Origin of the sequence: Bradyrhizobium sp. (assembly GCF_016462955.1) — a bacterium.
Lineage (GTDB): Bacteria > Pseudomonadota > Alphaproteobacteria > Rhizobiales > Xanthobacteraceae > Bradyrhizobium.
The window spans coordinates 1-13598 of the sequence record NZ_JAEMSD010000151.1 but is presented as its reverse complement, the minus strand read 5'-3'; the positions used below and the strand labels follow the sequence as shown (position 1 = coordinate 13598).

General features: G+C 64.9%; 13 protein-coding genes and 2 pseudogenes. 7 read left to right on the top strand and 8 right to left on the bottom strand.

Annotated elements, in window-relative coordinates; translation table 11 throughout:
- Window positions 1-252 (top strand): annotated as a pseudogene (locus tag JHD07_RS17215) (protease HtpX); the annotation flags it as partial.
- Window positions 253-386: 134 nt separating this feature from the next.
- Window positions 387-1027, top strand: a pseudogene (locus JHD07_RS17210) (tetratricopeptide repeat protein).
- 180 nt (window positions 1028-1207) lie between these two features.
- Here the strand turns inward: JHD07_RS17210 and JHD07_RS17205 are convergent.
- From JHD07_RS17205 to JHD07_RS17190, 4 genes are all read right to left on the bottom strand, one after another.
- Window positions 1208-1561, bottom strand: coding sequence for a hypothetical protein (locus JHD07_RS17205; RefSeq protein WP_291624327.1), 354 nt, complete (start codon window positions 1559-1561; stop codon window positions 1208-1210).
- 172 nt (window positions 1562-1733) lie between these two features.
- The gene (locus JHD07_RS17200) at window positions 1734-2534 is read right to left on the bottom strand and encodes a hypothetical protein (RefSeq protein ID WP_291624325.1); all 801 of its coding nucleotides are present in this window, start codon (window positions 2532-2534) and stop codon (window positions 1734-1736) included.
- A 195-nt stretch (window positions 2535-2729) separates the two neighbouring features.
- On the bottom strand, window positions 2730-2951 hold the full coding sequence (locus JHD07_RS17195) for a hypothetical protein (protein ID WP_291624323.1): 222 nt from the start codon (window positions 2949-2951) through the stop codon (window positions 2730-2732).
- A 116-nt stretch (window positions 2952-3067) separates the two neighbouring features.
- The gene (locus JHD07_RS17190) at window positions 3068-4513 is read right to left on the bottom strand and encodes a short-chain fatty acyl-CoA regulator family protein (protein ID WP_291624321.1); all 1446 of its coding nucleotides are present in this window, start codon (window positions 4511-4513) and stop codon (window positions 3068-3070) included.
- Window positions 4514-4741: 228 nt separating this feature from the next.
- Between JHD07_RS17190 and JHD07_RS17185 the strand changes: the two genes are divergently transcribed.
- From JHD07_RS17185 to JHD07_RS17175, 3 genes are all read left to right on the top strand, one after another.
- Window positions 4742-6373, top strand: a complete 1632-nt coding sequence (locus JHD07_RS17185) for an isocitrate lyase (protein WP_291624318.1) — start codon at window positions 4742-4744, stop codon at window positions 6371-6373.
- Between the two features lie 30 nt (window positions 6374-6403).
- A complete protein-coding gene (locus JHD07_RS17180) occupies window positions 6404-6613 on the top strand; it encodes a hypothetical protein (protein ID WP_036013800.1) in 210 nt (69 codons plus the stop codon).
- Between the two features lie 181 nt (window positions 6614-6794).
- Window positions 6795-7352 (top strand): hypothetical protein, encoded by a 558-nt coding sequence (locus JHD07_RS17175; RefSeq protein WP_291624314.1) that lies wholly within the window; start codon window positions 6795-6797, stop codon window positions 7350-7352.
- 120 nt (window positions 7353-7472) lie between these two features.
- Here JHD07_RS17175 and JHD07_RS17170 read toward each other — a convergent pair whose 3' ends face one another.
- Entirely contained in the window at window positions 7473-8357 is an 885-nt protein-coding gene (locus JHD07_RS17170; RefSeq protein ID WP_291624331.1) for a metallophosphoesterase, read from the bottom strand.
- Window positions 8358-8464: 107 nt separating this feature from the next.
- On the opposite strand from JHD07_RS17170, the gene JHD07_RS17165 reads away from it, so the two are divergent.
- Both JHD07_RS17165 and JHD07_RS17160 read left to right on the top strand, forming a co-directional pair.
- The gene (locus JHD07_RS17165; RefSeq protein ID WP_291624312.1) at window positions 8465-8956 is read left to right on the top strand and encodes an NUDIX domain-containing protein; all 492 of its coding nucleotides are present in this window, start codon (window positions 8465-8467) and stop codon (window positions 8954-8956) included.
- A 135-nt stretch (window positions 8957-9091) separates the two neighbouring features.
- Window positions 9092-9607: an N-acetyltransferase gene (locus JHD07_RS17160; protein ID WP_291624310.1), complete on the top strand. Its 516-nt coding sequence runs from the start codon at window positions 9092-9094 to the stop codon at window positions 9605-9607.
- Window positions 9608-9660: 53 nt separating this feature from the next.
- Here JHD07_RS17160 and JHD07_RS17155 read toward each other — a convergent pair whose 3' ends face one another.
- The 3 genes from JHD07_RS17155 to JHD07_RS17145 form a co-directional block, all read right to left on the bottom strand.
- Complete coding sequence (locus JHD07_RS17155) at window positions 9661-12036, bottom strand: TonB-dependent receptor (RefSeq protein WP_291624308.1); 2376 nt, start codon at window positions 12034-12036, stop codon at window positions 9661-9663.
- A 144-nt stretch (window positions 12037-12180) separates the two neighbouring features.
- A complete protein-coding gene (locus JHD07_RS17150) occupies window positions 12181-12588 on the bottom strand; it encodes a DUF2946 family protein (protein ID WP_291624306.1) in 408 nt (135 codons plus the stop codon).
- A 150-nt stretch (window positions 12589-12738) separates the two neighbouring features.
- On the bottom strand, window positions 12739-13209 hold the full coding sequence (locus tag JHD07_RS17145) for a globin family protein (RefSeq protein WP_366864680.1): 471 nt from the start codon (window positions 13207-13209) through the stop codon (window positions 12739-12741).
- Window positions 13210-13598 lie beyond the last annotated feature (389 nt).

Genomic DNA, 13598 nt, shown 5'->3' with positions numbered 1-13598 from the left:
ATGCCGAACTACGAGGCCGAGCGCAATCCGGCGACGGCGCACATGTTCATCATCAATCCGCTGTCGGGCCACGGCGTGGACAATCTATTCGCCACCCATCCCTCGACGCAGAATCGCATCGCGGCACTCCAGCAACTCGCGGCCGAGTTCGGGCGGGGTGCGCCGTCGGTCGGTGCCAATGAGAACTATCCGTCGCGCAGTCCGTGGGGCCGCTCCTCCTCCCGTGGGCCTTCCCGCGGGCCCTGGGGCTGACGGAACCGCAAGCTTATGCGTGCGGCTTTGTGACCTGGCGCACACAAAATCCCCGGCGCTGGTGTTAACACCCCAGCGAGACCAATTCTTCGAAAGGGGATGCGTGGCCGGCCCGCTGCCGGCCATCGTCGAAGATGACCAGAATTGTGGTGCCATTGCTGATCGTCCTGTGCGTGCTCATCGGCCTGTCCACGCACATGGTCGTCAATTGCGGCGACGAGGACGATCCCGATATCTGCTCGGCGGTGATCGGTTTCTCGCCGCTGCGCGGCTCGCTGATCGCCTTCGCCTATGCGGGGCGCGGGCGGATCGCGCTACGTCGCGGCGACTTCGGGCGGGCGATCGCCGATTTCGACGAGGCCATTCACCTCAATCCGAACCGCGCTTCGCTCTATCGCGACCGGGCGCTGGCGCGTCGGCAGAATGGCGACCTCGAGCTTGCCGTTGCCGATTACGACGAGGCGATCGCGCATGATCCCAAGCGCGCCGCGCCCTATCACCAGCGCGGACTGGCGCTCGCCGCCATGGGCGATCTCGACCGCGCCATCCTGAGCTACAACACGGCGATCCGTCTCGACCCCTCCGATGCGCAGGCCCGGCTCGACCGCGGCGTCGCGTTTCTCGCCCGCGGCCAGCTCGACGACGCCCGCGCCGATTTCGAGAACGCGCTGGCGCTGCCGATGGGCAAGGACGACCGTGCCCACGGGCCGCACGCGCCAGGCTCGCCGAGCTGGCGAGCGTCGAGTCGGTGCAGGTGTCGGCGCCGAGAAGGTAAGGAGAGTCTCTCCGCGACGCCCGGACTCGTAGGGCGGGCAAGGGCGCACTTGCGCCGTGCCCACGATCTTTTCAGTGCAGTAACAGACGCGTAGGCACGCTTCGCTTTGCCTACCCTACGAGGCTGATTGTGTGGAGAGCTGACCGAAGCTCTCGCTTTGGGAGGGGAAGATGAAAGAGCTTACTTCGCCTTCTTCGCTTTCGCCTTCTTCGCCTTGGCGGCCTTCTTCGCCGGTTTCTCGCCCTTCGCCTTCTCCACCTTGACTGTAACAGGCGTGCTGGCGGCGAGCCGCATCGACCGGGCGTAGCTGTCGGCGACGTTGTCGGCCGACATCTGCAGGCGCTTGGCGGCGGCGGTGGCCTGCTCCATGGTGGCCTTGGCCATCATCTTGAAGCGCTCACCGGTCTCCTTGCCCTTGGCCTTGGCCGCAAGGCCATTGAAGCGATCCCGCCGCTCCTTGGCGCGGGTCATCAGGCCCGTATGCAGCTGTCTGGCCAATTGCCGGATCACGACATCCAGGTCGGCGTCCGCCATGTTCTCTCATCCCCTTCGAAAAACGGTATCGATGCGGCGGGACTATGCAGATCACGCCCCTGCTTGGCAATTGCCGCGAGCGCGTCATCCGCAGCTTCCGGCCCACGAAGCAAAAAAGCCGCGCTGTTCGCGCGGCTCCGATGCAGTCCGGCGCAGGCAGCTCGCTTTGGACTTACTTCAGCGAGGCCACCGGGCCGTTCGAGGCCGCCGGCTCGGGGTCGAAGCCGAACACGCCGACCAGGTATTTGTAATAGTCCGGCATCTTCTCCTTGAGCGCCTCCCGCGACTTCGGATCGTGGAATTCGCTTTTTCCGGCCAGGAAGATGCTGGCGGTCACGGCGAAGAACTCCATCGGGTTCTTCATCGCATAGGACTCCTTGGGCAGCATGTCCTTGGACTTGGCCAGGGCGTAATAGGCGATCACACCCTTGTTGGCATATCCGTCCGGCAGTAGCCGCGCGTGATAGGCATGCAGGAGCTCGTGCAGCAGCACGGCCTCCTTCTCGTAGCGCATCATGTCGGGACGCAGCATGATCACGCCGAGCCCCGAATCGACCGCGAGGTCGACGGCGTTCGGATTGGTCCAGCGCTGCTTGTTGGGGTCCCACACCGTCAGCGTCCGCGGCACGCGGCGCTCGACGTTGGGGGCTACGCGGCCGTAGCAGGCGGTCGCGGCACCTTCGTCGAGGCACGCGAGCTCGCTCGCGATGATCGGCACCGTGCGGAAGAAGCGCAGCACGCGTGGCGACAGGCCAGTCGCTTCGACGGCGTCGATCTGCTGCTTCAGGTTGTCGGTGATCTTGTCGACGTCCTTGCGATCGGAATTTTCCGACAGGTCGAACATGTAGCCGCGATAGTTCTGGAAGCCCGGCGGCAGCGACGGTGATGCGCCGGCATCAAGCGAACCGGCATGGGACGGACCGGCGAAGAACGCACCGACAATGGTTGCGGTCAGCAGCAACGCCATGCGCATGAGTGAAACCCCCTGATGTCACTTCGCCCGGCAGAGTAAGCCGTCGCCGTTTGCGAAAAGTGAGTGGGGTGAGACTAGGGCACCGATGTTGAAGCGAGTTTAATCGCTGGTTGCAGATCGTCGCGCCGCGTTAAAGCCCCATTTACCAAGGCTGCACCCCTCGGTGTTCTGTTGCCGCGCCGGCGTTGATGCTGGTCAGGTCATCCGGCCTGCAAGGCTGAGCTCCATGAGCGCAATCCTCTGCAAGACAGACACGTCGCGTTCTCCGGAGCTGGCCGTGCGAAGAATCGATTGAGCAAGCACGTCGACGTGCCCCGAGTGCAACGGCTCCGGCAGCGTTGCGATCGCGGCGCCAAGAGCGGCGGTCATTGCCGCGATCACGTCCGGGGCAAAGGAGGCATTTGAGAAGTTCTTCATGTTCCGACCCGGCGCGGCACATGTGCGGCGCGGCCCTTCTTCAGGGACAACACCGCAAAAAAAGGGAAGTTCCGGCTTTCTTACAAAGCGCGCGTCGATGACGACGCGCGGGCGACCTACAGCTCCCTTGCATTGGAGAACGCGAACGAGCTCACCCGCCGCGTGGTCTCGTCCAGGATCAGCGTGCGCGTGATCGGCGGCTCGGCGCGCTGGGCGCAGTTTTCGCGCTCGCAGAGGCGGCAATTGACGCCGATCGGCGTGCCCTCGGTCTTCTCAAGGTCCATGCCGCTGGCATAGGTCAGGCGTGCGGCGTGACGAATCTCGCAGCCTAGGCCGATGGCGAAGCGCGGCTGCGGCAGCGGATGCGGGGCGACCGGACGGCGCACCATCTGCGCGATGGAGAAATAGCGCGTGCCGTCGGGCAGCTCGATCACCTGCTTGAGCAGGCGATCCGGCGTGTCGAAGGTCGAGTGCACGTTCCAAAGCGGGCAGGTGCCGCCGAATTTGGAGAACGGGAAGGTGCCGGACGAGAAGCGCTTGGAGACATTGCCCGCATTGTCGACGCGCAACAGGAAGAACGGAATGCCGCGCGCGTTCGGCCGCTGCAGGGTGGTCAGGCGATGGCAGACCTGCTCGAAGCCGGAATTGAAGCGCTGCGCCAGCACGTGGATGTCGTAGTTGAGCGCCTCGGCGGCGGCGAGGAAAGCCGGATATGGCATCATCACGGCAGCTGCAAAGTAGTTGCCGAGCGTGATGCGGAACAGGCGGCGCGGGGCGTCGTCGAGCGGGCCGGCGCGGCCGATGATCGTCTCCAGGGCTTGCGCGCATTCCACCAAGCCCAGCTGGAAGGCGAGCTGGAACGCGCGGCCGGGCGGATCGACCAGTTCGGAGATCAGCAGCTGGCGGCGGTGGCGGTCGAACCGCCTCAGCGTCTCGCGCATTACGTCGACCGGCATGGTGCGGGTCTGGATCGAATGCTTTTCCCGCAAGCGTGCGGCAAGCGCCGCGTAGAGTCCCTCCGCCGGAACGTTCAGCTCGTCGCGGAGATTTTCCGCGGCCTGCTCCAGCTCTGGAAAATAGTTGCGGTTAGCTTCGATCAGCTCGCGCACGCGCTCGACCGGATTGGCCTCATACCGTGTGCCGACGTCGCGGTCGGCCATCTGCGCCGCCGCCAGCGTTTCGCCCTGGCGCGCCTCGGTATAGGCGGCATAGAGCCGTTGCAGCGCATGGGTGACGCCGGGGCAAAGCTCGGCGAGGTCGCGCAGCTCCTGCTTGGGAACGTCGATCTGGCGAAACAGGGGATCGGAGAAGATCTCGTTGAGCTCGGCGAAGAAGCGGTCCTCGTCCGCGGTGGCGAGATCGCGCAGGTCGAGGTCGTAGGTCTCGGCCAGCCGCAGCAGGATCTGCGCCGTCACCGGGCGCTGGTTGCGCTCGATCAGGTTGACATAGCTCGGCGAGATCCCGAGCCCCTCGGCGATCTGGGTCTGCGATAGCCCCAATTGCTGCCGGATCCTCCGGAAGCGCGGGCCGACGAACAGTTTCTTGCCGGTCTCCGCGACCATGTCTCAGCACTCCATCAGATCAAGGACAGTAATCCTGACCTATTATTTACAGAATTTACAAATTAACATCTATTACATGTTCCGATGTTACATGACATCACCAATCAGAAGCAAGCCATCTGTACGAAGTTTCTGTTTTCGCGTTTAGCTCCTGACACGCATCTCGCAATGCAGTGTCAAGAATGTCGATGGCCCGCCATCGCCATCGTCAGCGAAAGGAACAGGCTCATGAACTACCAGCCCCGCGGCATCAGCACCCTTCAGGGTCCGTCGTCGTATCTCGACGAGGTCAAGGCGGCCCAGGCGCTCCTCGAGACCCAGCCGACCTGGAACGGGGTGACGGCCGAGGCCGTCGCACGCATGCGCCTGCAGAACCGCTTCAGGACCGGCCTCGACGTCGCCCGCTACACCGCGGCGCTGATGCGCGCCGACATGGCGGCCTATGATAACGACCCCACCAAGTACACGCAGTCGCTGGGCTGCTGGCACGGCTTCATCGCCCAGCAGAAGCTGATCTCGGTCAAGAAGCACTTCGGCAAGACCGACCGCACCTATCTCTATCTCTCCGGCTGGATGATCGCGGCGCTGCGCTCCGAGTTTGGTCCGCTGCCCGACCAGTCGATGCACGAGAAGACCTCGGTGCCGGCGCTGATCGAGGAGCTCTACACCTTCCTGCGTCAGGCGGACTCCCGCGAGCTCAACGACATCTTCCGCCTGCTCGACAAGGCGCGCAAGGAAGGCGACAAGACCCGCGAGAAAGAGCTGATCGAGAAGATCGACAACTTCCAGACCCACGTCGTGCCCGTCATCGCCGACATCGACGCCGGCTTCGGCAATGCGGAGGCGACCTATCTGCTCGCGAAGAAGATGATCGAAGCGGGCGCCTGTGCGCTGCAGATCGAGAACCAGGTCTCGGACGAGAAGCAGTGCGGCCACCAGGACGGCAAGGTCACGGTGCCGCATGACGTCTTCCTCGCGAAGATTCGCGCCTGCCGCCACGCCTTCCTCGAGCTCGGCGTCGAAGACGGCGTCGTGGTGACCCGCACCGACTCGCTTGGCGCTGGTCTCACGCAGCAGATCGCCGTCAGCCACAAGCCCGGCGACATCGGCGACCAGTACAACAGCTTCCTCGACTGCGAGGAGATCACGCCGGAGAACGCCCGCAACGGCGACGTCGTCATCAACCGCAACGGCAAGCTGATGCGTCCGAAGCGGCTGCCCTCCAACCTCTACCAGTTCCGTCCCGGCACCGGTGCAGACCGCTGCGTGCTCGACTGCATCACCTCGCTGCAGAACGGCGCCGACCTGCTCTGGATCGAGACCGAGAAGCCGCATATCGAGCAGATCGCCAGCATGGTCGACCGCATCCGCAAGGTCGTGCCGAACGCCAAGCTCGCCTACAACAACTCGCCGTCGTTCAACTGGACGCTCAACTTCCGTTGGCAGGTCTTCGATGCCTGGAAGGAAGCCGGCAAGGACGTCAGCAAGTACAACCGGGCCGAGCTGATGAAGGCGGAATATGACGACACGCCGCTGGCGCAGGAAGCCGACGAGCGCATCCGCACCTTCCAGGCGGATTCGGCCAAGCGCGCCGGCATCTTCCACCACCTGATCACGCTGCCGACCTATCACACGGCCGCGCTCTCGACCGACAATCTCGCCCGCGAGTATTTCGGCGAGCAGGGCATGCTGGGCTACGTCAAGAACGTCCAGCGCGCCGAGATCCGCCAGGGCATCGCCTGCGTGAAGCACCAGAACATGGCCGGCTCCGACATCGGTGACGACCACAAGGAGTACTTCGCGGGTGAAGCCGCCCTCAAGGCTGGCGGCGCCCACAACACGATGAACCAGTTCGGCTAACGCAGCGCGCGATTCGAGAGGAGACTGACAATGACCAAAGGCAGCAATTTCTGGGTGATCGGCGGCGAGTTCGGTTCGATGAACTTCCACAAGCTTGTGGAAGGCTCGGCCCAGGTCAAAGGTCCGTTCAAGACCCGCAAGGAAGCTGAAGAGTGCTGGAAGGAAGTCTCGGAAGAGAGCCGCCACAAGGCCGGCGTCCGCTTCTCGATCGTGGAAGAGCCCTCGCGGGTCTCGGCCTGATCGCCCCGACTTAAGAAGACGTCCAAGGACGGATGGTCCCATCCAGGCGCTGCCTGGGTGGGATCGTCTGTTTTTGGTACAGCCAAAACGCCTGTGGGCGCGGTAAGTCTCTGGAATTGTGGGCCTTTGCGGAGGGTGTGGTTGCTGATAGGTTAATGTCGGAAAGAGGACGAGGCCGACAATGTCAGAGCCCGAGACCAGCGGGACCCCGCCCGGCCAGCCGCGCCCGGTAAGGCTGCGCGATGCGCTGCTGCGCGCGCGGATCGAGGCCGCCGACCGGACCGGCGTCGTGGTCGATCTCAGGGACGCCGAGGTGGCGCGGCTCGAGATCCTCAACGACGCGCTCGATCCCCTGTTCGCGCAGGTCCCCGACCAGATCGACCTGTTCGACCGCGGCGTCAGCCAGGGCGATACGCCACGGCTGTGGATCGACGTCGTCGCCCATATCGTGATGGGGCGCGACAAGCGGATGTACCGCTTCGTCCAGGACACCCGCTTCGGCCGCATCGTGCTCGCCGAATCGCACGACACCGCCGTGATCGTCGAGGCCGTCACCGACTATGTCGCGCGCCGCATGGTCGAGCGCGAGCGCGCGATGGTGGTCGCGCCGGAGCCGCAAGCACCGGCCATTGCCCCGCCGCCGCGCCGCTCGCGCGTCTGGCCGTTCGTATTCGGCTTCATCCTCGGTGCGGCCGCGCTGTTCGGGGTTGCCGTATTGGCTGTGCTGCGGAGCTGGTGAGGTATCCTCCGCCGTCATTCCGGGGCGCGCGAAGCGCGAACCCGGAATCCATTCATCAGCATGTTCTGCCGCCCGATGGAGTCCGGGCTCATGCTCCGCATGCCCCGGAATGACGGCGAACTAAATCAACCGCACATGCTTGATCTGCCCGACCTGAAATCCCGCCCCGAGGCTCCGTACCGTCTGCTCGCAGCGCCAGCCGGCATTGTCCTTCTCGATTCTGAAGATATTGTACGCCGCCGCCGGATAATGCCCGTGTGCGAGCGCGGAAGCCGAGGGCACGCCGAGTACGGGAATATTGCCGTTGGGGCCTTCGACCCAGATCGTCGAATGGACGTGATCGTGCCCGTGCAGGACCAGCTCGACGCCGTGCCGCTTCAGCAGCGCCAGCAATTCCGTCGCGTCCGTCATCCTCTTCTGGCGCGCGCTGGATTTCAGCGGATGATGCACCAGCAGCACGCGGAAGACGTCTTCATGCGCGAGCCGTTCGAGCGCCTCGGCGAGGGCAGCGAGCTGATCGTGTCCCAGCGTGCCCGTCGCCATCAGCGGAAGGGTCGGCACCGCCGTCGACAGGCTGATCAGCGCCAGCGGCCCGCGCCGGCGCACCGCGGGAAAGGCCGCAGCACCCGGCGCATCCGCGGCGATGTAGGGCAGGAAGGTCTCGCCGAAGCGATGACGCGTCGCGCTGACATAGGCGTCGTGATTGCCGGGAATCGCGGTCACGCGGTCGGGCGGGCCGACGCTTTCGAGCCAGGCCAGGGCCGGCGCGAATTCCGCCTCCAGCGCCAGATTGACGAGATCGCCCGTCACGGCGACGTGGTCGGGCGCCTGCGCCTTCATGTCGGCGACGAGGGCGTCGAGAACTTCCCGGCACTGATATTTGTGGCGGTTGCGCGTCCAGTTGAAATAGCCGAGCGCGCGCTTGCCCGCGAGCTCGATCAGCCGCGGCTTCGGCAAGGGCGCCAGATGCGGATCGGACAGATGGGCGAGCGTGAAGGGGGCCAGCGGAGAGGAAGTCATGGCGCGCGATTGCCTCGCTATTGCTCCACTGTATTGGCAAGGTCGCACGGAACGCGCAAGCTGGGCCTGTCGCGAGGCGCCGGGGGAGGCTGATGGGAGAACGTCTGAACCGGGTGCGACGGAGAGCCGAGCCGCTGTTCCGCCAAATCTCCCACGCCTATTTCCTGCTCGCCCGCGGCATGACGCTCGGCGTCCGCGCCGTTGTGCTGGACGCCGACAACCGGGTGTTCCTGGTTAGGCACAGCTATGTCAGCGGCTGGTACCTGCCTGGCGGCGGCGTCGATTTCGGCGAGACCATGGAAGAGGCGCTGCGGCGCGAGCTCAAGGAGGAGGGCGAGATCGACGTCATCGGCGAAGCGATTCTGCACGGCATCTTCCTCAACAGCCACGTCTCCCGCCGCGACCACGTCGCGGTCTACGTGGTCAGGCAGTTCAGCCAGCGCCGCGTCCCCGAGCCCAACCGCGAGATCGTCGAATGCGGGTTCTTCGACAACGCCGCGTTGCCCGAGGGCACCACGCCGGGCACGCGGCTGCGCATCGCCGAAGTGCTGGACGGCAAGCCGTTGATTGCGACGTGGCGCTGAGCGCGGCCTGTGCTAGTCAATGACGCATCGCGGTGCTGGTGCCCTGCTACAACGAGGAGCCGGCGCCGAAAAGGAACTGAGGCCCTCGCTGCCCGATGGACCGCGCTGCGTTCAGGTGCTATCCCGCGAATCGACATGAACGATCTCTCACTGACCATCCTGCCCGAAGCTGCCGGCGACGCCCAGGCGATCGAGCGGCTGCACGAACGTACCTTCGGTCCCGGCCGCTTCGTGCTGAGCGCCTACCGGATTCGCGAGCACGTCGACCATCTGCTCGAACTCTCCTTCACGGCCCGCATCGGTACGCTGCTGGTCGGCTCCGTCAGGCAATTGCCGATCCTGATCGGCGACACGCCCGCGCTGCTGCTTGGGCCGCTCACGGTCGAGCCGCCGTTCCGCGACCGTGGCATCGGCCGCCGGTTGATGGAGCGCGCGCTGAAGGACGCCAGGGAAAAAGGTCACCGCCTCGTGCTGCTGGTCGGCGACGAGCCCTATTACGGCCGCGTCGGCTTCAAGCAGGTCCCCAAGGGCCGCATCGCCATGCCTGGCCCGGTCGACGCCGCCCGCGTCCTGGTGTTCGAGCTCGCCGACGGCGCCTTCGAGGGCGTGTCAGGTCCAGTCGGCCCCGACTGGAGCAAGGCGCGGGGTTAGGCACTCGCAAGACGGTGTATGCCGGGGCCTGTCGGCCCCGGCACAAGCGACGCTCAGAACCTGAAATTCGCGAACGCCCTGACCCCGATGCCGGGCAGCAGTACCTGGTCCTTGTTGAAGGAGACGGCATTGCGGATGTTCTCGTTCAGCAGGTTGTTGCCGACGAGCCCGACATGCATCTCGCGCGCGCCGAACCAGCTTTGATCGAGCTTGGTCTTGTAGCTGACCTCGGCCCTTAGCAGGTTGTAGCCGGGCGTCGGCGTCTCCGCGATCGGTGCGATGTCGTTTTGCGCGAACGCGTGCAGCAGGTTGATCCGGGCAAACCAGTCGGCGTCGCGATAATACACACCACCGCCCAGCCGCTGGGGCGGAATGCGTGGCACGTTGGTGCCGTCGTCGAAGGTCGCGCGCACGATGTCGTATTGACCCTCGATGCCCCAGATCCCGTTCCAGACCGGCATCACGTCGTACTGGAACTGGAATTCGCCGCCACGAAAGGTCGCGTCGCGCTGCGAATAGACCGCCTGGTTCAGTTCGAGACCCGCTCCGAGCTGGCAAGCGCCGTCCTCGCACGTGTTGCCGGTCAGGCGCCGATAGATGAATCCGTTGAACTTGGTGTAGTAGCCGGTGATTTCGAAGCGAAGCGGCCCGACCGCCCGTCGCAGTCCTGCCTCGACCGACTTGGCGGTCTCGATGCCGAGATTGGGATTGCCGATGTCGAACGTGGTGGTGGCATCGTGGCCGCCGCGCGAAAACAATTCCGCCGGTTTCGGCGCACGCTCGACATATTGGCCGGTGATGCTCGCGACCAGATCCCAGGGAAGGTTGTGGATCAGGCCGATGCTGCCGCTCACCGGCGTGAAGTTGCGGTTGACCGCCGTTGCGGGGCCGATCGCGGCCGGATCGACGGCGAGGTCGAACACATCGGGGACGAAGGCCGGCGCCGTGCCGCTCAACCTTGCGCTCTCGACCCGCCCGGCGATCTGAGCCTTGGTCACTTCGTTGAACTTGAACTCGTTGAAGATGTAGCCGGCGACCTTCGTGTTCTTGTTCGGATCGAACAGTCCGTTGATCGGGCTGCCCGGATCGTCCGGACTCGGCGCGGTCAGCTTCTGGTGCGAGGCCTGAACGCCCACAGCGGTGGTCAGCGCAGCAAAGCGGACGTCGAACGGCGCAAGCTGCACCTCGACGCGGCCTTCCTGTTCCTTGTTGGTGAAGGTTTGTCTCACGCCGAGGGAGGTGAGATCGGCGGAATCGGCGAGCCCGACCTCATCGTGCTTATAGTCGGTGGCCCCAGCCCAGAACCGGATCGCATCGATCGCCGCAGCGTCCGGCCGATACTCACCTTTTGTCGTGAATTTCGTTTGTCGTCCGTCGATCCGCGTCAGGAACTCGCTGCCCTCGATACCGGGAATGTGGTAGAGCGCGTTGTGCTGCGTGATCGCCGCGCCAACGTAGCCGCCATCGAAGATGTAGGATCCGCCGACGGATCCGCCGTAGCTCTGCGATGCCGAATTCGGCTGGCGTCCGTTGAACGGCAGCGTCGGATCGGTCAAGAACGGGTAGCTCGGGATGTTGTAGTCGCCGGCCTTGCGGCCAAAGGCATCGGCATGGACGGCAAAGTTGCCGCCGCCGGCGTCGAGCAGCACGGCACCTTCGACCCCGCGATCGACGGAGGTCACTGCCGTCCGTGTTTCCGCGGTGACGCAGCCCGGGGATCCCATGTTTGCCAGCGGCGCGTTGGTCGGGAGTCCGTAAGTCGGAAAGGGCGCCGTGCAGGACGGCAAGGCATCCGGAATTCGATTGTTGGTTGCGCTGACCACGCCGCCGATCGCGGTGGAGCCGTAGCGCAAAGTCGCCGGTCCGCGGATGACCTCGACCTGGTTGGTTGCCAGCGGATCAATCGGCACGAAGTGATCCTCGCCGAGATCGGACGCGCCATTGCTGCCGATTCCGTTCTCGACGATGCCGACCCGGTTGGTATCGAGACCGCGAATGATCGGGCGGCTGGATGCGCCGGGTGCGAATTCAGAGCCGGTGATGCCGGGCTTCGAGAACAGGAGGTCGCCGAGCGTGCCGCCGCCGTTGCGCCGGATCTCCTCGTTCGGCACCACGGTGACGGTTGCGAACTGATCGGTCACGACGGGCAGCACGCCTTGCTGAGGCGCGGCAGCCACCGGGGCTGCCGGCGCTGCGTCAGCCGTTTGCTCTCCCCTGCGCACCCGCGCGGTCCGCGTGCCCCGGCCGGCGGTGCGGGACGGCACCGCTGCCCGACGTACGATCGGGCTCGGAGCGGTCACGGTGACGGCGGGAAGCTCGGTCGATGATTTGTCCTGCGGCGCTTGCGCGAAGGCGGGCGTGGCGGCGGCGCCGAGCAGGAGCAGGCTTGCTCCGCCAAGGCGATGCGCGCGTCGCGATTTGAATGACATGGTCCTGATTCCAGCCAGGCGCCGTCCGGATGATTGTTTGCTGATCGGAGGCGGCCTGCCGTCGCGGCGCGACGGATTCGACTTCAACTTGTCCCGGACATTCGCCTGAACGCGGCGAGGCTGGGCGTGATCAAGCGTTGGACGTCAGGAGGCAGGAGGGCCGCGGGGCTGGAATGCCGTGCCCGCGGATTTCAAATGGATGAATTCGGCGTCCAGGGTGCGCTGGAGCAGCGCGATCGCCTGCGGCAGCAGCAGCACGGGGGGCGTTGCCGAAATGACGGTGCCGGCCATCGCAATGATGGCGCAGATCGCGCAACTATCCTCGCGAGAATGCTCGCGGTCGGGACTTGAGGGCGATAGCTTCTCGACGGCGGCGCCGCCGGGCGCTGCAACGTCCTTGGCGCCGCCTTCAGTGTGCTGGGCCGAGGATTGGGCGAGGGGCGCGGCCTGCGCAAACCAGTGGCTGTGCCCGAATGTCAGGGCGAATTGCACCAGCATCGCGAACAATGCGAGCCGGGCGCCGTGCCTGACCTTCGACCGGAACCACTTCATCTGAAAACGCCACCCCCACACCGGGCGTCGATCCCCGGACGCCGCGATGTTATAGTGTAACATCGCGCGGCCGGATGGCAGATGTCAACCGCCGCCGATCCGCGCAGGCGATCCAGTCATACGATGTGTCGTTCAGGCAACTAGCGCGAGTTACGTACGCCGTGGAGGGCTTGTGATCGGTGAGGATAGCGACGGCGGCGGACTGCCGTCGGTTGCGATCATCCGCTGGGCAATGATGCCGTAAACCTTCCGCCAGGCCTGCTCCACCTCATCGGTCCAATGCGCGCCAAGACCGCGCGCAAAGCTCCAGATCAAGGCTTCGGCGACGACCGGGTAGTGCTCAGGTCTCACGCCATAGCGCAGGTGATTGCGGCCGAGGATGTCGGCACCCGACAACAGGCCAGTCGTCTCATCGAGGCTGCCAACCAACACCGCGAGCTTCGAGATGAAATCATGCTTGAGATTGGTCATGTCGGCCGGAAACATCGGGCGGATGTCCGGCGCAAGTTCGAACACCCGATCGTAGAACGTCGTCGTCATGTCGGTCGCGTTCGCGAACACCCTGTCGAAGGAAGACCTGACACGAACGATCTCCTCTACGGTCAACATCTCAATTGCCATTTGTAAAATCCAGCGACAGGGACTGCTGAGTGGCCACGACACTTGCCCCGTAGGCCTCAACATTCGTTCCGTATGACACCGGCGCAAAAATTCTAAAGAATTCCCCGGGTTCCGCAAGCCGGTATGACCGGCAGCGAACCGCATGAAGTTGTGCCGCGCAGCGGATCATGTCGCCCGCGCGCACGACTCATGTTCATGAGCTTGTCATCCGACGGTGGACGGATTCAGAGAGCTTTCGTCAGCAGCGTTCAGCGCCCCTCGCGTACCCACGTCGCCGCAAACGCGCCCAGCAGCAGCAGCAGGCCGATCACGCCGGCGAAGATCGGCAGCACGCCGACGCCCTTCACCACGCTGGCGTCGCGCATCCGCACGCCCATCCAGCCGTCGCC